The organism is Conexibacter sp. CPCC 205762, assembly GCF_030646155.1.
GTDB lineage: Bacteria > Actinomycetota > Thermoleophilia > Solirubrobacterales > Solirubrobacteraceae > Conexibacter.
Genome location: NZ_JAUTDN010000045.1, coordinates 1 through 17,828, shown reverse-complemented (window position 1 = coordinate 17,828; position 17,828 = coordinate 1). Strand labels below are relative to the sequence as shown.

Annotated in this window: 18 protein-coding genes; 17 read left to right on the top strand and 1 reads right to left on the bottom strand. The window is 71.2% G+C overall.

Annotated elements, in window-relative coordinates:
• Positions 1 to 43 precede the first annotated feature (43 nt).
• Genes folP through folK form a run of 3 tightly spaced genes read left to right on the top strand, consistent with a single transcriptional unit; the run spans position 44 to position 1,806 of the window.
• Positions 44 to 829 carry a dihydropteroate synthase gene (gene folP, locus Q7L73_RS24480; protein WP_304695345.1) on the top strand — a complete coding sequence of 262 codons (786 nt, stop codon included), beginning with the start codon at positions 44 to 46 and terminating at the stop codon, positions 827 to 829.
• Positions 826 to 1,278, top strand: a complete 453-nt coding sequence (gene folB / locus Q7L73_RS24475; protein ID WP_304695343.1) for a dihydroneopterin aldolase — start codon at positions 826 to 828, stop codon at positions 1,276 to 1,278. Before folP ends, folB begins: the two co-directional genes overlap by 4 nt.
• A 6-nt stretch (positions 1,279 to 1,284) precedes the next feature.
• A complete protein-coding gene (folK, locus tag Q7L73_RS24470; RefSeq protein WP_304695341.1) occupies positions 1,285 to 1,806 on the top strand; it encodes a 2-amino-4-hydroxy-6-hydroxymethyldihydropteridine diphosphokinase in 522 nt (173 codons plus the stop codon).
• Here folK and Q7L73_RS24465 read toward each other — a convergent pair.
• Positions 1,803 to 2,567, bottom strand: a complete 765-nt coding sequence (locus tag Q7L73_RS24465; RefSeq protein ID WP_304695340.1) for a glutathione S-transferase family protein — start codon at positions 2,565 to 2,567, stop codon at positions 1,803 to 1,805. The genes folK and Q7L73_RS24465 overlap by 4 nt on opposite strands.
• Positions 2,568 to 2,655: 88 nt before the next feature.
• Between Q7L73_RS24465 and Q7L73_RS24460 the strand changes: the two genes are divergently transcribed.
• The 14 genes from Q7L73_RS24460 (at position 2,656) to cysS (ending at position 17,689) form a co-directional block, all read left to right on the top strand.
• A complete protein-coding gene (locus tag Q7L73_RS24460; RefSeq protein ID WP_304695338.1) occupies positions 2,656 to 3,420 on the top strand; it encodes a type III pantothenate kinase in 765 nt (254 codons plus the stop codon).
• A 15-nt stretch (positions 3,421 to 3,435) separates the two neighbouring features.
• The gene (locus tag Q7L73_RS24455; RefSeq protein ID WP_304695337.1) at positions 3,436 to 4,422 is read left to right on the top strand and encodes a tRNA-dihydrouridine synthase; all 987 of its coding nucleotides are present in this window, start codon (positions 3,436 to 3,438) and stop codon (positions 4,420 to 4,422) included.
• Between the two features lie 159 nt (positions 4,423 to 4,581).
• Positions 4,582 to 5,061 (top strand): transcription elongation factor GreA, encoded by a 480-nt coding sequence (greA, locus tag Q7L73_RS24450; RefSeq protein ID WP_304695335.1) that lies wholly within the window; start codon positions 4,582 to 4,584, stop codon positions 5,059 to 5,061.
• A 13-nt stretch (positions 5,062 to 5,074) separates the two neighbouring features.
• A complete protein-coding gene (gene lysS / locus Q7L73_RS24445; RefSeq protein WP_304695333.1) occupies positions 5,075 to 6,559 on the top strand; it encodes a lysine--tRNA ligase in 1,485 nt (494 codons plus the stop codon).
• Positions 6,560 to 6,758: 199 nt separating this feature from the next.
• Positions 6,759 to 9,356: an ATP-dependent Clp protease ATP-binding subunit gene (locus Q7L73_RS24440; protein ID WP_304695331.1), complete on the top strand. Its 2,598-nt coding sequence runs from the start codon at positions 6,759 to 6,761 to the stop codon at positions 9,354 to 9,356.
• An 84-nt stretch (positions 9,357 to 9,440) separates the two neighbouring features.
• Positions 9,441 to 9,665, top strand: coding sequence for a CDGSH iron-sulfur domain-containing protein (locus Q7L73_RS24435; protein ID WP_304695329.1), 225 nt, complete (start codon positions 9,441 to 9,443; stop codon positions 9,663 to 9,665).
• Positions 9,658 to 10,794, top strand: coding sequence for a cystathionine gamma-lyase (locus tag Q7L73_RS24430; protein WP_304695327.1), 1,137 nt, complete (start codon positions 9,658 to 9,660; stop codon positions 10,792 to 10,794). The genes Q7L73_RS24435 and Q7L73_RS24430 overlap by 8 nt, the downstream gene beginning before the upstream one ends.
• Before the next feature lie 130 nt (positions 10,795 to 10,924).
• Positions 10,925 to 12,367, top strand: a complete 1,443-nt coding sequence (gene radA / locus Q7L73_RS24425; protein ID WP_304695325.1) for a DNA repair protein RadA — start codon at positions 10,925 to 10,927, stop codon at positions 12,365 to 12,367.
• 118 nt (positions 12,368 to 12,485) lie between these two features.
• Positions 12,486 to 13,601, top strand: a complete 1,116-nt coding sequence (gene disA / locus Q7L73_RS24420; RefSeq protein ID WP_304695323.1) for a DNA integrity scanning diadenylate cyclase DisA — start codon at positions 12,486 to 12,488, stop codon at positions 13,599 to 13,601.
• Positions 13,602 to 13,622: 21 nt separating this feature from the next.
• A complete protein-coding gene (locus Q7L73_RS24415; protein ID WP_304695321.1) occupies positions 13,623 to 14,222 on the top strand; it encodes a CarD family transcriptional regulator in 600 nt (199 codons plus the stop codon).
• A gap of 24 nt (positions 14,223 to 14,246) precedes the next feature.
• Positions 14,247 to 14,918 carry a 2-C-methyl-D-erythritol 4-phosphate cytidylyltransferase gene (gene ispD / locus Q7L73_RS24410; protein ID WP_304695319.1) on the top strand — a complete coding sequence of 224 codons (672 nt, stop codon included), beginning with the start codon at positions 14,247 to 14,249 and terminating at the stop codon, positions 14,916 to 14,918.
• On the top strand, positions 14,912 to 15,751 hold the full coding sequence (locus Q7L73_RS24405; RefSeq protein WP_304695317.1) for a histidinol-phosphatase: 840 nt from the start codon (positions 14,912 to 14,914) through the stop codon (positions 15,749 to 15,751). The genes ispD and Q7L73_RS24405 overlap by 7 nt, the downstream gene beginning before the upstream one ends.
• A 34-nt stretch (positions 15,752 to 15,785) precedes the next feature.
• Positions 15,786 to 16,268 (top strand): 2-C-methyl-D-erythritol 2,4-cyclodiphosphate synthase, encoded by a 483-nt coding sequence (gene ispF, locus Q7L73_RS24400; protein WP_304695315.1) that lies wholly within the window; start codon positions 15,786 to 15,788, stop codon positions 16,266 to 16,268.
• A gap of 41 nt (positions 16,269 to 16,309) precedes the next feature.
• Complete coding sequence (gene cysS / locus Q7L73_RS24395; protein WP_304695313.1) at positions 16,310 to 17,689, top strand: cysteine--tRNA ligase; 1,380 nt, start codon at positions 16,310 to 16,312, stop codon at positions 17,687 to 17,689.
• The last annotated feature ends 139 nt before the right edge of the window (positions 17,690 to 17,828 follow it).

Here is a 17,828-nt window from a genome sequence, read left to right as displayed (position 1 = left end):
AGCCGTTGCGGGCCGCCCCGACGGGGCGGCCCCGTTTCGCATCATGGGCATCGTCAACGCGACGCCCGACTCCTTCTCCGACGGCGGCCGCTACCTCGACAGCGCGGCCGCCGTCGCGCACGCGCGTGAGCTGGAGGCCGAGGGCGCCGCGATCCTCGACCTCGGCGGCGAGTCGACGCGGCCCGGCGCAGATCCGGTCCCGGCCGCGGAGGAGCGCCGCCGCGTCGTGCCCGTGATCGAGGCGCTGACAGCCGGCGGCACGCGCGCGCAGATCTCGATCGACACGATCAAGCTGTCGGTCGCGGAGGCCGCCGTCGACGCCGGCGCCAGCTACGTCAACGACGTCACCGCCTTCCGCCACGACCCCGAGATCGCCGGCCTCGTCGCCGACCGCGGGCTCGACTGCTGCCTGATGCACATGCGCGGCGAGCCGCGCACGATGCAGCGGGCGCCGGCCTACGACGACGTCGTCTCCGACGTGAAGGCGTTCCTGGAGGAGCGGATGGCGTTCGCGATCGCCGCCGGCGTGCCGGAGGAGCGGATCCAGCTCGACCCCGGGATCGGCTTCGGCAAGACGGTCGACCACAACGTCGAGCTGCTGGCGCGGCTGCCGGAGCTGGCCGCGCTCGGACGGCCGCTGCTGGTCGGCGTCTCGCGCAAGTCGTTCCTCGGCAGACTGACCGGCCGCGAGGTCGGCGACCGCCTGCCGGCGACGCTCGCCGCCAACGTGCTCGCGTTCGAGCGCGGGGCGCGGATCTTCCGCGTCCACGACGTCGCGCCGCTCAGAGACGCGCTCACGGTCGCTGCTGCTACGGTCCGCCGACCATGAGCCCTGAAGACTCCAACGACGAGCCCGACGAGTTCGAGGACGACCTCGACGACGAGCTGGACGACGAGGACGCCCCGTCGGAGCCGGTCGTCACGATCGAGATCAACGGCCTCTCGCTCTACACCCACCACGGCGTCTCCGCCGCCGAGCGCGAGATCGGTCAGCGGCTCCTGCTCGACCTCAGGCTCGAGGTCGGCGACTGCGACGCCACGATCACCGACCGCGTCGAGGACACGATCGACTACGGCGAGGTCTGCCAGGTCGTCGCGCTCGTCGCGCAGCAGCGCTCGTACAGAACGCTGGAGCGGCTCTGCACCGCGATCGCCGACCGCCTGCTCGACCAGTACGACGCCGAGACGGTGTGGGTGAAGGCCTCCAAGCCGGAGCCGCCGATCCCGCTGCCGGTCGAGGACGTCTCGGTCGAGGTCTTCCGCGAGGCCGACGGCTAGCAGCGCGTGCCGGAGCGGATCGGCTACCTCGGGCTCGGTTCCAACATCGGCGTGCCGCGGGACAACCTCGCGGCCGCCGTCGCGGCGCTGCCGGCTCACGGCGTGCGCGTGCTCGCCTCCTCCTCGACCTACGAGACCGATCCGGTCGGCGAGATCCTCGACCAGCCGGACTTCCTCAACGCCTGCCTGCGGATCGCGACCGTGCTGGAGCCCGAGCCGCTGCTGGACGCCTGCAAGGCCGTCGAGCAGGAGCTGGGCCGCGTCGCCCAGAGCAGCCCCGGCTACGTCAGACACGGCCCGCGGCCGATCGACGTCGACCTGCTGCTGCTCGGCGACGTCGAGTACGCCTCGCAGCGGCTGAGACTGCCGCACCGCGAGGTCACCAGCCGCCGCTTCGTGCTCGTGCCGCTGCTCGACCTCGACCCCGAGCTGCGCCTGCCCGACGGCACTCGCCTCGCCGACGCGCTCGCCGCCCTGCCGGACGGCGAGAGAGACGACGTGCGGCTCGCCGGCGGCCCGCTGGTCTAAGCGGCCGCGGCCGCCGCGAGCGCAGGAGCCGGCGTCGCGATCGGGTAGGTCCCCGGCGGGATCTCGCCCTCGCCCGGGTAGCTCGGGAAGGCGCGCCGCGCCAGCTGCCACGCCGGCCGCGCCGACAGCTGCGGCCAGACGTCGGCGAAGGTGCCGAGCAGCCGCAGGCTGGAGCCGATCTGGAGGTCGGCCGCGTTCGGCTGCGGGCCGCCGACGACGCCCTCGGCGATCAGCTCGTCGACGTGGTCCAGCCAGCCGGGGATCGCCGCGCTGTCGGCCTGCAGCGTCGCCGCGTCGGCTCTGTTGCGCCAGCCCGCGAGGCGGCAGACGAGCCGCGCGGTCGGCGTCTGCAGCGGCCCCGGGACCGGCAGCTTGGAGCCCTTCGCGTAGCCCTTCAGCGCGTGCGGGTTGCGCTTGATGCCGAGCCAGATCATCCGCCGCACGGCCGGCTGCAGGACCTCGTCGCCCCACCGCTCGGCCTCCTCGACGCGCGCCCGCGCGGCCGGGTCGGCCGGCAGCAGCGACGGCTCCGGCACCAGCTCGTCGAGCCGGTGGAGGATCGTCGTCGAGCCGATCAGCGTCTCGCCGCTGCCGAGCACCAGCACCGGCACGGTCAGTCTGCGGAAGCGCAGCCACTGCAGCGGCACGTGAAACGCCGGCGGCAGCTCGCGCAGCTTGTACGGCTGGCGCTTGAGCTGGAGCGCCCGTTCGACGGCGACGCAGGGGTGCGAGCCGTGGATCTCGTAGAGCACGTGAGCCATCGCGCGAGCATACGCCTCACTGCACCGCTTTCGCGTCGGTCGACGTGACCGGTCGCGTCGCTGCCGCAGCGGCGATACTGTCGCGCCCATGCTTCTCGTGCTCGACGTCGGCAACACGCAGACCCACTTCGGAACCTTCGACGGCGAGGAGCTGACGCAGCACTGGCGCTTCGCCACGGTGCGCGAGTCGACCGCCGACGAGCTCGGCGCCAAGCTCGCCAACCTGCTGCAGCTGCGCGGCCTCTCGTTCAGGGACGTCGACGCCTCGATCGTCTCCTCGACGGTCCCGCAGCTGGGCTCGGAGTGGCGCGTCGTCGGCGAGCGCTACCTCGGCCACGGCACGGTCGTCGTCGGCCCCGGCATCCGCACCGGCATGCCGATCCGCTACGAGAACCCGCGCGAGATCGGCGCCGACCGGCTCGTCAACGCCGTCGCCGCCTTCGAGCGGATCGGCGGCGCCTGCGTCGTCGTCGACTTCGGCACCGCGATCACGTACGACCCGGTCTCCGAGGAGGGCGAGTACCTCGGCGGGATCATCGCGCCGGGCGTCGAGATCTCGATGGAGGCGCTGACCGAGCGCGCCGCCGCGCTGCCGAAGATCGACCTGGTCGAGCCGCGCGCGCTGATCGGCAAGACGACCGTCGACGCGATCCGCTCCGGCATCGTCTACGGCTTCGCCGGCCAGGTCGACGGGATCGTGCGGCGGCTGCGGGCCGAGCTCGGGCAGGAGACGGCGACGATCGCGACCGGCGGCCTCGCGCAGGCGATCGTCCCCTTCACCGAGGAGATCGACGAGACCGACGACCTGCTGACGCTGACCGGCCTGCGCCTGCTGCACGAGCGCAACACCTAGCTACCCTAGGGAGCGATGCGCTCCCTCCATGACTCCTGGACGCTCGGCGGCGTCGAGATCCCCAACCGCGTCGTGCTGGCCCCGCTGGCCGGCATCGGCAACTGGTTCGTGCGCCTGCAGGCGAAGCGCTACGGCGCCGGCCTCGCGGTCTCGGAGATGGTCTCCAGCCACGCGATCCACTACGGCAACGAGAAGACCTGCACGGAGCTGCTGCGGGTCCACCCGGAGGAGCAGGTCAGAGGCCCCGTCTCGATCCAGCTGTTCGGCAACGACCCGGAGATCATGCGCTCCGCCGCGGCCACGGCGGCCGCGACCGGCGCCAACCTGATCGACCTCAACATGGGCTGCCCGGTCCCGAAGGTCTGCAAGACCGGCGCCGGCGCGGCGCTGGTGAAGGACCCGGAGCTGGCCGTCGCGCTCGCCGTCGCGGCGCGCGAGGGCTCGGGCCTGCCGGTCACCGTCAAGCTGCGTCCCGGCCTGCGCCCTGGCGACCAGCACGGCATCGAGCTGGCCTACCGGCTCGTCGCCGACGCCGGCATCGCCGGGCTCTGCATCCACCCGCGCCACGCCTCCCAGCAGCACAGAGGCAGACCGGACTACGACCTCGCCAAGCGGCTGGTCGAGGAGCTGCCGGTGCCGGTGCTGATCTCCGGCGGCCTCAGAAGCGCCGAGCGCGTCAGAGAGGTGTTCGAGTACACCGGCGCCGAGGCGGTTCTGCTGGCGCGCGGCTCGCTCGGCAACCCGTGGCTGTTCGAGCAGGTGCTCGGCGTGCGCGAGGGCGAGCCGACGCGCGATGAGATCCTGACCGAGGTCGACTGGGTGCTGGACCGCGCCGTCGAGCATCTCGGCCCCGATCGCGCCGCCCGCTACCTGCGCAAGTTCTACCCCTGGTACGTCGAGCGGCTGGGCGAGGGGGCCGAGCTGCAGGACCGCCTGCAGCGGACCGAGAGCGTCGAGCAGGCGCGCGCCGCCTTCGGCATCGAACAGCTTGCCGCCGCCTGACCGTCCACCCTTGTTGTCAGGCTTACCGAGCGCTTAGCAGCGCGGCGCTATACTGTCGCGCCCCGTCGCCTTGATTGGACCGGAATCCCGCCCAGTGCGGGTTTTTCCTTGTCAGGCTCGGCGCGCATTGCTCACCACCGCACCTCCAAGGTCACGCCTATGCCCAAGGACGTCATCCTCACGCCGGACGGTCTCACGAGACTCAAGCACGAGCTCGAGTATCTCTCGACGGAAAAGCGGCGAGAGGTCGCGGCCCGCATCAAGGAGGCGCGCGAGTTCGGCGACATCTCCGAGAACGCCGAGTACGACGACGCGAAGAACGAGCAGGCGATGCTCGAGACGAAGATCGCCAACCTCGAGGAGAAGCTGCGCTCCGCGACGGTCATCGACGCCGGCGACATCAACACCGACGTCGTCGGGATCGGCTCCTCGGTCGAGGTCGAGGACTCCGGCAAGAGCGCGACGTACACGATCGTCGGCTCCTCCGAGGCCAACCCGGCCGAGCGCAAGCTCTCCAACGAGTCGCCCGTCGGCAAGGCGCTGATCGGCGCCAAGGCCGGCCAGACGGTCACCGTGCAGCTGCCCAACGGCAAGCAGCGCGAGCTGAAGATCAAGAAGATCGACGTCGGCCTCGCGTAGCGCGGCCTTCGAGATGGCCGACGACGACAGAGGGTCCGCCGCGTCCGCCGGCGAGGAGACGACCGCGCTCCTCGCCGCCCGCCGCCAGAAGCTCGAGCGCCTGCGCTCGGAGGGGATCGACCCGTTCCCGCACGACTTCGACGGCGTCACGCCGATCGCCGACGTGAAGGCCGGCTACGACGAGCTGGAGGACGGCGGCGAGACCGAGGACCGGTTCCGCGTCGCCGGCCGCCTCGCGGCCCGCCGCGGTCAGGGGAAGGCCGCCTTCCTCGACCTCGTCGACCGCTCCGGCCGGATCCAGCTGCACGCGCGCGTCGACGTGCTCGGCCAGGAGTCGCTGGACCGGCTCGTCTCGCTCGACCTCGGCGACCTGCTCGGCGTCGACGGGACGGTCTTCCGCTCCCGCCGCGGCGAGCTGTCGCTGCGGATCGACGGCTGGACGCTGCTGGCGAAGTCGCTGCGGCCGCCGCCGGAGAAGCACCACGGCGTGCAGGACGTCGAGACGCGCTACCGCCACCGCGAGGTCGACCTGCTCTCCTCCGAGGAGACGCGCAACCTCTTCATCGCGCGGGCGAGAATCGTCTCGGCCGTGCGCGCCTTCCTCGACGGCAACGGCTACGTCGAGGTCGAGACGCCGGTCCTGCAGCCGCTCTACGGCGGCGCGGCGGCGCGCCCGTTCACGACCCACCACAACGCGCTCGGCCGCGACCTCTACCTGCGGATCGCGACCGAGCTGTACCTCAAGCGGCTGATCGTCGGCGGCCTGGAGCGGGTCTACGAGATCGGCAAGGACTTCCGCAACGAGGGGATCTCGCACAAGCACAACCCCGAGTTCACGATGGTCGAGTTCTACGAGGCCTACGCCGACTACCAGGACATGGCGCAGCGGACCGAGCGGCTCGTCGCCGCGGCTGCCGCGGCGGCCGGCTACGACGGCGCCGTCGACCTCTCGCCGCCGTGGAGACGCGAGACGCTCCAGGGCGCGATCCTCGACCGCAGCGGGATCGACATCCTCGCCCACCCGACCCGCGACGAGCTGGCCGCGGCGATGGCGGCGAAGGGGATGAGAGTCCCGCCCGACGACACCTGGGCCCAGCTCGTCGACGAGCTCGTCACCAAGCACGTCGAGCCGACGCTGATCGAGCCGACCTTCCTGTTCGACTACCCGGTCGAGCTGTCGCCGTTCGCGAAGCGCCATCGCGAGGACGACCGCCTCGTCGAGCGCTTCGAGGCGTATGTGAACGGGATGGAGATCGCGAACGCGTTCACGGAGCTGAACGACCCGGACGACCAGCGCCGCCGCTTCGAGCAGCAGCGCGCGGACGCCGAGGCCGGCGACGAGGAGGCGCAGCCGTATGACGAGGCGTACCTGCAGGCGCTGGAGCAGGGAATGCCGCCGACGGGCGGCGTCGGGCTCGGGATCGACCGCCTCGTGATGCTGCTGACGGGGCGCAGATCGATCCGCGAGATCGTGCTCTTCCCTGCAATGCGCGACTAGTGCGGACGGGCGAACGCGGGTATCAGAAGTTCGCCCCCTGTGGCCATCCGCCCTGTTGGTAGACTGACGTATGCCCGGCGAACGAACCCCAGCGCTCATCATCTGTTGCATTGCGGCCGATGATCCGTGTATGCGGGAGCATTCGCAGTCCTCTGAAAGATCCCGCCTCACCCGCCCGTAGGGAAGGAACGTCGCACCCATGTTCGAGCGATTCACAGAGCGAGCCCGCCAAGTGGTCGTCCTCGCCCAAGAGGAGGCCCGGACGCTCAAGCACAACTACATCGGGACGGAGCACATCCTCCTCGGCCTCCTGCGTGAGGAAGAGGGGCTTGCCGCCCGGGTGCTCGAGAGCCTTGACATCACCGTCGAGCGCGTGCGTGCGCAGGTCGTGCGCATCGTCGGCTCCGGTGAAGAGGTGACGTCCGGTCAGATCCCCTTCACGCCTCGTGCGAAGAAGGTCCTGGAACTGGCTTTGCGCGAGGCACTCAGCCTCGGGCACAACTACATCGGCACCGAGCACATCCTTCTCGGCCTCGTGCGCGAGAACGAGGGTGTCGCTGCCCGCATCCTGCTCGACTTCGACGCGGACTCGGAGAAGATCCGCAACGAGGTCATCCGCATGCTGTCCGGTCCTGGCGGTCGCCGCCAGGGCGCCAGCAGCGGTTCGGGTGCGGCGGCCGGCGCCGCTGGTCAGCAGGGCGAGGGCAAGAAGTCCTCCAAGCTGCTGGACCAGTTCGGCCGCAACCTCACCAAGCTCGCCTCCGAAGGCAAGCTGGACCCGGTCGTCGGTCGCGAGACCGAGGTCGAGCGGATCATGCAGATCCTCTCGCGCCGCCAGAAGAACAACCCGGTCCTGATCGGCGAGCCGGGCGTCGGCAAGACGGCCGTCGTCGAGGGCCTCGCGCAGCGCATCACCAACGCCGACGTGCCGGAGCTGCTGAAGGGCAAGCAGATCTACACGCTCGACCTGGCCGCGCTCGTCGCCGGCTCGAAGTACCGCGGCGAGTTCGAGGAGCGCCTCAAGAAGGTGATGAAGGAGATCACCCAGCGCGGCGACATCATCCTCTTCATCGACGAGCTGCACAACCTCGTCGGCGCCGGCGCCGCCGAGGGCGCGATCGACGCCGCCTCGATCCTGAAGCCGGCGCTCGCGCGCGGCGAGCTGCAGACGATCGGCGCGACGACGCTGGAGGAGTACCGCAAGTACCTCGAGCGCGACGCCGCGCTCGAACGGCGCTTCCAGCAGATCCGCGTCGACCCGCCGTCGACCGACGAGACCTTCCAGATCCTCCAGGGTCTGCGCGACCGCTACGAGGCGCACCACAAGGTCAACATCACCGACGAGGCGCTGACGGCCGCCGCCGACCTCGCCGACCGCTACATCTCGGACCGCTTCCTGCCGGACAAGGCGATCGACCTGATCGACGAGGCCGCGGCCCGCATGCGGATCAAGTCGATGACCTCCCCGCCCGTGTATCGCGATCTCGAAGAGGAGATCGAGACGACGCGGCGCAACAAGGAGGCCGCGATCGAGGCGCAGGAGTTCGAGAAGGCCGCGAACCTGCGCGATCAGGAGCGCCGCCTGACGCAGAGAAAGCGCGAGCTCGAGGAGCAGTGGGAGTCCGGCGAGTCCGGCGAGCGCCCCTCGATCGGCGAGGAGGAGATCGCCGACATCGTCTCGATGTGGACCGGCATCCCCGTCTTCAAGCTGACCGAGGCTGAGACGGCGAAGCTGATGCGCATGGAGGAGGAGCTGCACAAGCGCGTCATCGGGCAGCACGCCGCCGTCGAGGTCATCTCGAAGGCGATCCGCCGCTCGCGCGCCGGCCTCAAGGATCCGAAGCGGCCCACGGGCTCCTTCATCTTCCTCGGCCCCTCCGGCGTCGGCAAGACGGAGCTGGCGCGCACGCTCGCCGAGTTCCTCTTCGGCGACGAGGACGCGATGGTCCGCATCGACATGTCCGAGTACATGGAGAAGCACGCCGTCTCGCGTCTCGTCGGCTCGCCTCCCGGCTACATCGGCTACGACGAGGGCGGTCAGCTGACCGAGGCCGTGCGGCGCAAGCCGTACTCGGTGCTCCTGCTCGACGAGATCGAGAAGGCCCACCCGGACGTCTTCAACATCCTGCTGCAGATCCTCGAGGACGGGCGGCTGACCGATGCGCAGGGTCGCACGGTCGACTTCCGCCACGCGATCGTGATCATGACGTCGAACATCGGCGCGTCCGAGATCGCTCGGAACACGCCGCTCGGCTTCGCCATCTCCGATGACGAGACCGGCATCACGTACGACGACATGAAGACGCGGATCATGGGCGAGCTGAAGAAGGTCTTCCGGCCCGAGTTCCTCAACCGCATCGACGACGTGATCGTCTTCCACAAGCTGGCCAAGGAAGAGATCAAGGAGATCGTCGACCTGCTGCTGCTGCGGATCCGCGCCTCGCTGGCCGAGCGCGAGCTGCAGCTGGAGCTGACCGACGAGGCGAAGGACCTGCTCGTCGACAGAGGCTGGGATCCCGCCATGGGCGCCCGTCCGCTGCGTCGCGCGATCCAGAGATACATCGAGGACCCGCTCGCCGACTTCGTGCTCCGCTCGGAGCTGATCCCCGGCGGCACGGTGATGGTCGACCGCGCGCCCGAGGGCGACGAGCGCGGCGACGTGATCATCGAGATCGTCGCGCCGCAGCCGGCCCCGACGCCGGTCGGCGTCGGCGCCGAGGGCGGCTCGTCCGACGAGGCGCCGGCGGCGCCGGAGGCCGAGGCCTCCGCCGACGGCGGCGAGTCGGCCGACAAGTAGCCGCGACGCTCACCTGAGGTTCCCGAACGGGGCGGCCATTCGGCCGCCCCGTTCTGCGTTCCGGGCGCTGCTAGCGTGCTCGGGATGGACGACGCGCGCGTAGAGATCAGAGTCCGCGACGACGGTCCGTACAAGGTCAGCGGACCGGTGCGGCTCGTCGATCCTGACGGGAACGAGATCGCCAACCCCGAGCCGGGGCGGCCGATCGTCCTCTGCCGCTGCGGCCAGTCGCACACGAAGCCGTTCTGCGACGCGGCGCACAAGGCGAGCGGCTTCACGTCGTGCGTGCGGGCGGCCCGGCATGGCTGAGTGGGCCGACGGCACACGCGCCGTCCACGCCGGCCTGCCGGCGCCGCAGCAGGGCCAGCCGCTGCTGCCTGGACCGACCTTCGCCGCGCCGTACCACCTCGCCGGCGACGACGTCTACGAGGAGCAGTACGGCTACGCCCGCTACGGCAACCCGACGACCGTCGCGCTCGAACGGGCGGTCGCGGAGCTGGAGGGCGGCGGCGAGATCCGCGCGTTCGTCTTCCCGTCCGGCTCGGCCGCGATCTCGGCGGTGCTGTTCCCGCTGCTGCGCGCCGGCGACGTGATCGTCGTGCAGGAAGAGGCGTACCCGACCGCGCAGCTGCTGGCGACCGGCGAGCTGGCCGCGCTCGGGGTCGAGGTGCGGCTGGTGCCGACCGACACCGCCGCGGTCGTCGCCGCCGCCGACGGCGCCGCGCTCGTGCTGGTCGAGACGCCCGACAACCCGGGGCTCGACGTCGTCGACGTGCGCGCGGTCGCCGCGGCGATGCGCGCCACCGCGCACGGGCGGCTGGTCGTCGACAACACGCTCGCGACGCCGTTCGGCCAGCGGCCGCTGGAGCTGGGCGCCGACGTGACGCTGCTGAGCGGCTCCAAGCACCTGACCGGCCACGGCGACCTGCTGCTCGGCACGGTCGCGACCCGCGACGAGACGATTGCCGCCGCGATCAGACAGTGGCGCGACCGCTCCGGCGCCGTGCTCGGGCCGTTCGAGGCGTGGCTGGCGCATCGCTCGCTGGCGACGCTCGACGTGCGGCTGGAGCGGCAGACGGCGACGGCGCTGGCGCTGGCGCAGCTGCTGGCGGCGCGCGTGGGGGACGACGTCGTGGCGGTCCGCTACCCAGGGCTGCCGTCGGACCCCGCGCACGCGCGCGCTCGCGGGCAGATGACGGGCTTCGGCACCGTGCTGACGTTCGACGTCGGCTCGGCCTCGCGCGCGCGGGCGCTGCTGGAGCGCTCCGAGCTGATCATCGAGGCGACCAGCTTCGGCTCGGTCCACACGATGGCCGAGCGGCGCGCCCGCTGGGGCTACGGCGACGTGCCCGAGGGCCTGATCCGCCTCAGCGTCGGGATCGAGGACGCCGACGACCTCGCGCGCGACCTGACGGCCGCGCTCGACGCGACGCGCTGAGCCGCCGCCCGCCGCCCGCCGCCCGCCGCCCGCGAAGTCTGCGGCGTTTGCCCTCCACCGGAGTGGCTCCGCCGCAGACTTCCGCGCGAACGCGTGTTCGTCCGGCGCGGTCGGTAGCTTCCGTTGCGCCATGGCTCGCGCGACCACCGTCCACGTCTGCTCCGCGTGCGCGCACGAGACGCCGCGCTGGGCCGGCAGATGTCCCGGCTGCGGCGAGTGGAACACGCTCGTCGAGGAGGTCCGCGCGCCCGCGCGTGCGAGCGGCCCGGCCGGCGCGCGCGGCGGCGTCGGGGCCTCGCGCGGCGGGGCGGCGGTCACGCCGACGCGGCTCGGCAGCGTCGAGGCGACCGAGGTCGCGCGGCTGGCGACCGGGATAGGCGAGCTCGACCGCGTGCTCGGCGGCGGGATCGTGCCCGGCTCGCTGGTGCTGATCGGCGGCTCGCCCGGCATCGGCAAGTCGACGCTGACGACGATGGCGCTCGCGAACCTGACCGGCGCCGGCCGCAGGACGCTCTACGTCTCGGCGGAGGAGTCGGCGGCGCAGATCAAGCTGCGCGCCGAGCGGCTGTCGCAGGCGGCGCTGGAGATCCCCGTGATCGCCGAGACCGACCTCGCCGCCGTGCTGGCGACGCTGGAGCGCGAGCGGCCGGAGGTCTGCGTGATCGACTCGGTCCAGACGCTGCACGCCGCCGAGCTGACCGGCGCGCCCGGCTCGGTCGGGCAGGTGCGCGAGGTCGCCGGTGAGATCATGCGCGTCGCCAAGCAGCACCGGATCGCCGTCCTGCTCGTCGGCCACGTGACGAAGGAGGGCGCGCTCGCCGGCCCGCGCGTGCTCGAGCACCTGGTCGACTGCGTGCTGCAGTTCGAGGGCGAGCGCGAGCGCACCTACCGCACGCTGCGCGCGCTCAAGAACCGCTTCGGCTCGACCAGCGAGGCCGGCGTCTTCGAGATGAAGCAGGACGGGCTGGTCGAGGTGCTCGACGCCTCCGCCCGCTTCGTCGGCGAGGCGACCCATGCGCCCGGCTCGGTCGTGCTGTGCGCGATGGAGGGCTCGCGGCCGCTGCTGGTCGAGGTGCAGGCGCTCGTGTCGCCGTCGGAGCTGGTGCCGCCGCGCCGCGTCGTGAGCGGCATCGATCGCAACCGGCTCGCGCTCGTGCTGGCCGTGCTGACGCGCCATGCCGGCGTCTCGCTCGGGACCGCCGACGTCTTCGTCAACGTCGTCGGCGGCGTCCGCGTCGACGAGCCGGGCGCCGACCTCGCGGTCGCGCTCGCGGTCGCGAGCGCCTCGCGCGGGGTGGCGCTGCGCGGGGGCGTCGCGGGGCGCGAGGGCGCTGCGGGCGCGCCGTCCGCGGCCGCCGGCGAGGCGTCGGACGGACCTGCGCCAGGCCCGCCGCTGGCCTGTTTTGGTGAGCTCGGCCTCACTGGTGAGCTGCGCACGGTCGCGCATCCGGAGCGGCGGGTCGCGGAGGCGCGCAAGTTCGGTTTGGGAACGATCGTGACTCCCGAAGCCGGTTCATTGCGAGCCGCGCTGCGGGCGGCGCTGCCCGCGCGCGAGCGGCCGCGAGCGGCCTGACGGCGGGCGCGTCGGCGGGTTCCGCGGACGCCGGCGTTTCCCGCGGCGTTCGTTTTCTGTCCACGAATCCCTCCATCCCGCCGAAAATCGCGGAAAAACCCGGTAGAATGGTGTTTCTATGGCGCCGCGTACCGGGGAAGAGCTCAAAGACGAGCTCGAGTCTCGCCAAGAGCCCCGGCTCGTCAAGGCACTCGAGATGGTCGCCCCCGGCACGTCGTTGCGCGAGGGTATCGACAACATCGTCCACGCGCGCACCGGCGCGCTGATAGTGATGGGCGACGCTGACGACCTCTCGTTCCTCTTCTCGGGCGGACTGAAGCTCGACATCGATTACACGCCGGCGTTTCTCTACCAGCTGGCGAAGATGGATGGCGCGCTGGTGCTCAACGCCAACGCCACCAAGATCGTCTGGGCCAACGTGCAGTTGACGCCCGACCCGACGATCCTCACGCTCGAGACCGGCACCCGCCACCGCACGGCGGAGCGCATCTCGAAGCAGACCGAGGCGCTCGTGATCGCGGTCTCGCAGCGCAGAGAGGTCGTCTCGCTCTACGTCGACGGCGCGAAGTACATGCTCGAGGACATCCCCGTCGTGCTGGCGAAGGCCAACCAGGCGCTGGCGACGCTCGACAAGTACCGCAGCCGCCTCGACCAGGTCTCGACCCGCCTGACGGCGCTCGAGTTCGAGGGCGGCGCGACGCTGCACGACGTCCTGACCGTCCTCCAGCGCGCCGAGCTGGTAACGCGGATGGGCGTCGAGATCGAGCGCTACATCGTCGAGCTGGGCACCGAGGGGCGCCTGATCGAGATGCAGCTCGACGAGACGATGGTCGGCGTCGCGGGCGACAAGTCGGCGCTCGTGCACGACTACCTCGCCGAGGACAACGACGAGAACTTCGCGGTCGCGTTCGATCAGCTGGTGCGGCTCCCGCACCAGGACCTGCTCGACTTCGGCCGCCTCGCCGAGCTGCTCGGCTACGACCGCAAGGTCAACACACTTGACTATCCCGTCTCCCCGCGGGGCTACCGGATCCTCGGTCGCATCCCGCGGCTGCCGCGCCTCGTCGTGCAGCGCATCGTGCAGGAGTTCGGGGGGCTGGAGGAGATGCTCGCAGCGACCGACGGCGAGCTCGAAACCGTCGACGGCGTCGGCGAGATCCGGGCGAAGGACATCCGCGAGGGCCTTCGCCGACAGCAGGAGATCAACCTGGTGGATCGGTACCTGCAGACCTGAGGGCCTGCGGATCCTGACTGCTTGGACACAAGGAGGACGACCATCACTGACCTGAGCGAAGAGCAGCTCGAGGAACTCGACAACCTCACCATCGAGGTCGAGCACATCGAGTTCGAGATCGGCGACAACGTCGTCTACCCGCATCACGGTGCCGGGCAGGTCCTCAAGAAGGAGGACAAGGAGATTCTCGGGGAGACCCGTGAGTACCTGACGATCAAGATCCTCCACAACGACATGACCGTGATGGTCCCGACCGAGAACGCTGCGGTCGCCGGACTTCGCCGCGTGATCGACGAGGAGACCGTCAAGAGAGTGCTCGGCGTGCTCGCCGACGAGTGCTCGGAGATGCCGAAGAACTGGAACCGGCGCTTCAAGCACAACCGCGACAAGATCAAGACCGGCGACATCTACGAGCTGGCCGAGGTCGTGCGAAATCTCGCCATCCGAGAGGCGGAGAAGGGCCTGTCGACTGGTGAGAAGCAGATGTTCACGCGCGCGAAGAAGATCCTCGCCTCGGAGCTGATGTACGCGCTGGAGATGGAGGAGTCGCAGGCCGAGGAGCACCTCGACGACCTGCTCGCCGCCTCTGCCAACGGCAAGGTGGCTGTCGGGGCGGAGTAGCGGCCCAGCAGCTGGAATCGAAGAATGGCGGTCGCCCTGCTCGTGGCCGCCGGTCGTGGAGAACGCCTTGGGGCCGCCGGTCCCAAGGCGTTCGTCATGCTGGCGGGCCGTCCCATGCTCGAATGGTCGCTTGACGCGCTGCGCTCCGTGCCGGCCGTCGAGCGGATCGTCGTTGCGCTGCCTGCCGGCGAGCAGGCCCCTGCCGGAACCGTCGGCGTCGCCGGCGGGGCCGAGCGCTCGCACTCCGTCCGCGCCGCGCTCGCGGCCGCGGGCGACGGCCCCGACGACGAGGCGATCGTCGTCCACGACGCCGCCCGGCCGCTGCTGACGCCGGAGATCGTGCAGGCCTCGCTCGACGCGCTCGACCACACCGGCGCCGACGCCGTCGTCGCCGCCGCGCCGGTCGTCGACACGATCAAGCGCGTCCACGCCGACGCGCCCGGCCTGCACGTCGAGGCGACGCTCGACCGCAGCGCGCTGTGGGCGGTGCAGACGCCGCAGGTCTTCCGCCGCGCCGCGCTGCGGCGCGCGCTCGCGCTGCCCGACGCGGTGCTCGCGGCGGCGACCGACGACGCCGGGATCGTCGAGCAGACCGGCGGCCGCGTGCACCTCGTAGAGTCCCCGCGCGAGAACCTCAAGGTGACCAACCCGCTCGACCTCCGCCTCGCAGCCCTCCTCCTGGAAGAACGATGCTGACCGACTACCACGTCCACCTGCGCCCCGACGAGCCCGGCACGACCGCCGACAGGTACTTCGTCCCCGCCAACGCCGAGCGCTACCGCGAGGCCGCCGCCGAGCGCGGCATCGCCGAGCTGGGCGTCTCCGAGCACATCTACCGCTTCGAGCAGGCGCTGGAGGTGTGGCAGCATCCGTTCTGGCAGAGCCAGGCGGGCGAGGACATCGACGCCTACTGCCAGTTCGTGCGCGAGCAGACCGACCTCAAGCTCGGCATCGAGGCCGACTTCATCCCCGGTCGCGAGGACCAGATGGGCAACCTGCTCGAGGCGCGCGAGTGGGACTACGTCGTCGGCTCGGTCCACTTCGTGCGCGACCATGCCGTCGACATGCCGGGCGAGTGGGACGTCTGGCGCACGACCTTCGAGTCGCCCGAGAAGGTCTGGACGCGCTACTTCGAGACGCTTGCCGAGTGCGCCCGCTCCGGCCTCTACGACATCCTCGCCCACCCCGACCTCGTGAAGGTGTGGGGCACCAACCGCCCCAAGCCCGACGGCGACCTGCGCCGCTACTACGAGATCGCGGTCGAGGCGATCGCCGAGTCCGGGATCGCGGTCGAGATCTCGACCGCCGGCCTGCGCAAGCCGGTCGGCGAGCGCTACCCCGCCGAGGGCTTCCTCGAGCTGCTGCTCGACGCCGGCTGCCCGGTCGCGCTCTCCAGCGACGCCCATCTGCCCGAGCACATCGGCTGGGAGTACGAGTCGACCGTCGAGTGGCTCGCCGGCTTCGGGGTCAGAGAGCTGGCCGTCTTCGACAAGCGCCAGCGGCGGCTGGAGCCGATCGGCGCGGCGTGATTCGCCGGCCGGTCATCTGGGGAGGCCTGTGACGATGGTCGCCACCGGCATCGGCTGGGACGTGCACAGATTCGCCGCCGGACGGCCGCTGATCGTCGGCGGCGTCACGATCCCGTCCGAGGTCGGGCTGCTCGGCCACTCCGACGCCGACGTGCTGACGCACGCGGTGATCGATGCGCTGCTCGGCGCCGCCGGCCTCGGCGACATCGGCGAGCACTTCCCCGACACCGACGAGCGCTGGAGAGGGGCTGACTCGCTCGACCTGCTGCGCTCGACGCGCGAGCTGGTCGCCGTCGGCGGCGTCGAGATCGCCCACGTCGACGCGACCGTGCTGATGGAGCGGCCGAAGCTGCTGCCGCACAAGCCGGCGATGTGCGAGAACCTCGCCGGCGCGCTGGAGCTGCCGCTCGCGCGTGTGAACGTCAAGGCGACGCGCGGCGAGGGGATGGGCTTCGTCGGCCGCGTCGAGGGCGCGGCCGCGCTTGCGATCGCGACGCTGACGCGCCCCGACGACTGAAGCTCCGGGAACTCGATCGGCTCGGTAGGGTTGACGGGCTCATGACCCGCACGATCACGATCCACGACACGTTGAGCGGCAGAGTCCTGCCGCTCGAACCCCGCGACCCGGGGAGAGTCTCGATCTACGCCTGCGGGCCGACCGTCTACGGCCGCGTCCACGTCGGCAACGCGCGCCCGTTCGTCGTCTTCTCGCTCTTCAAGCGGTTCCTCGAGCACGAGGGCTTCGCCGTCACGTTCGTCGCAAACGTCACCGACGTCAACGACAAGATCTACGACGCCGCGCGCGCGGCCGGGGTCCCGAGCGAGCAGCTCGCGACCGAGATGACCGCCCACTACGTCGCCGACACCGACGGCCTCGGCCTCGGCCGGCCCGATCACGAGCCGAAGGCGAGAGCGACGATCGCCGAGATGGTCGCGCTGATCGAGCGGCTGATCGAGCGCGGCCACGCCTACGCGGTCGAGGGCGACGTCTACTTCGACGTCCGCTCCTACCCGCGTTACGGCGAGCTGTCGCACCGCGACGTCGAGCAGATGGACCAGGGCGAGGGAAAACCAGATCCCACTCACCCCTCTCTGAAGCGCGACCCGCTCGACTTCGCCTTGTGGAAGGCGTGGAAGGAGGGCGAGGACACCTCCTGGGAGACGCCGTGGGGGAGAGGCCGCCCCGGCTGGCACATCGAGTGCTCCGCGATGGCCGAGCAGCTGCTCGGCGTCGGCTTCGACGTCCACGGCGGCGGCTCGGACCTCGTCTTCCCGCACCACGAGAACGAGGCCGCGCAGACCTGCGCCGCGCACGGCGAGTCGCTCGCGCGCATCTGGATGCACAACGGGATGGTGCGGCTCGACGGCGAGAAGATGGCCAAGTCGGTCGGCAACATCTTCCTGCTGCACGAGGCGCTCGCGACCCACGGCCGTGACGCGCTCGTGCTGTTCTTCGTCGGCGGCCACTACCGCCAGCCGATCTCCTACTCCGGCGAGCGGCTGGAGGAGGCCGGCAGAGCGGCGCAGCGGATCCGCGAGCTGGGGCGGCGGCTGTCCGACGGCGCCGCGCCGGCCGAGCTGGCGCCGCTGCGCGAGCAGTTCTTCGCCGCGCTCGCCGACGACTTCAACACGCCGAGAGCGCTCGCGCTCGTGTTCGACTGGGTCCGCGGCGCCAACCGCCTGCTGGAAGCCGGCGAGACGGTCGGCGGCGACGATCTGCGCGAGCTGCTGCAGGTGCTGGCGCTCGACACCCTGCTTGACGGAGGCGATGCCACCGATGGTCCTGATGAGGCGGCACAAGAATTGCTGGTGAGGCGAGAAGCGGCCCGTGCGGCGCGTGACTTCGCGGCTGCCGACGCGCTGCGTGACGAGCTGACAGCCCTCGGCTGGACCGTCCGCGACGGCGCCGCCGGCCCCGAACTGGTCCCGAACAGCTGATGCCCGCTCCGCGAAGAGGCGGTCGTCCTGGCGGCGGCAGAGGCGGCGGCGCGAGACGCGGCGGCGGTGCGAGCGGCGGCGCTGACGACGGTCGCCGAGCGCGTCACGCGCGTGCTGCCCTACTACGGCTCGGTCCACC

Coding starts and splice junctions, on each gene's coding strand:
- folP (WP_304695345.1), top strand. CDS start 44: ATGGGCATCGTCAACGCGACGCCCGACTCCTTCTCCGACGGCGGCCGC.
- folB (WP_304695343.1), top strand. CDS start 826: ATGAGCCCTGAAGACTCCAACGACGAGCCCGACGAGTTCGAGGACGAC.
- Q7L73_RS24465 (WP_304695340.1), bottom strand. CDS start 2,567: ATGGCTCACGTGCTCTACGAGATCCACGGCTCGCACCCCTGCGTCGCC.
- Q7L73_RS24460 (WP_304695338.1), top strand. CDS start 2,656: ATGCTTCTCGTGCTCGACGTCGGCAACACGCAGACCCACTTCGGAACC.
- Q7L73_RS24455 (WP_304695337.1), top strand. CDS start 3,436: ATGCGCTCCCTCCATGACTCCTGGACGCTCGGCGGCGTCGAGATCCCC.
- greA (WP_304695335.1), top strand. CDS start 4,582: ATGCCCAAGGACGTCATCCTCACGCCGGACGGTCTCACGAGACTCAAG.
- lysS (WP_304695333.1), top strand. CDS start 5,075: ATGGCCGACGACGACAGAGGGTCCGCCGCGTCCGCCGGCGAGGAGACG.
- Q7L73_RS24440 (WP_304695331.1), top strand. CDS start 6,759: ATGTTCGAGCGATTCACAGAGCGAGCCCGCCAAGTGGTCGTCCTCGCC.
- Q7L73_RS24435 (WP_304695329.1), top strand. CDS start 9,441: ATGGACGACGCGCGCGTAGAGATCAGAGTCCGCGACGACGGTCCGTAC.
- Q7L73_RS24430 (WP_304695327.1), top strand. CDS start 9,658: ATGGCTGAGTGGGCCGACGGCACACGCGCCGTCCACGCCGGCCTGCCG.
- radA (WP_304695325.1), top strand. CDS start 10,925: ATGGCTCGCGCGACCACCGTCCACGTCTGCTCCGCGTGCGCGCACGAG.
- disA (WP_304695323.1), top strand. CDS start 12,486: ATGGCGCCGCGTACCGGGGAAGAGCTCAAAGACGAGCTCGAGTCTCGC.
- ispD (WP_304695319.1), top strand. CDS start 14,247: ATGGCGGTCGCCCTGCTCGTGGCCGCCGGTCGTGGAGAACGCCTTGGG.
- Q7L73_RS24405 (WP_304695317.1), top strand. CDS start 14,912: ATGCTGACCGACTACCACGTCCACCTGCGCCCCGACGAGCCCGGCACG.
- ispF (WP_304695315.1), top strand. CDS start 15,786: ATGGTCGCCACCGGCATCGGCTGGGACGTGCACAGATTCGCCGCCGGA.
- cysS (WP_304695313.1), top strand. CDS start 16,310: ATGACCCGCACGATCACGATCCACGACACGTTGAGCGGCAGAGTCCTG.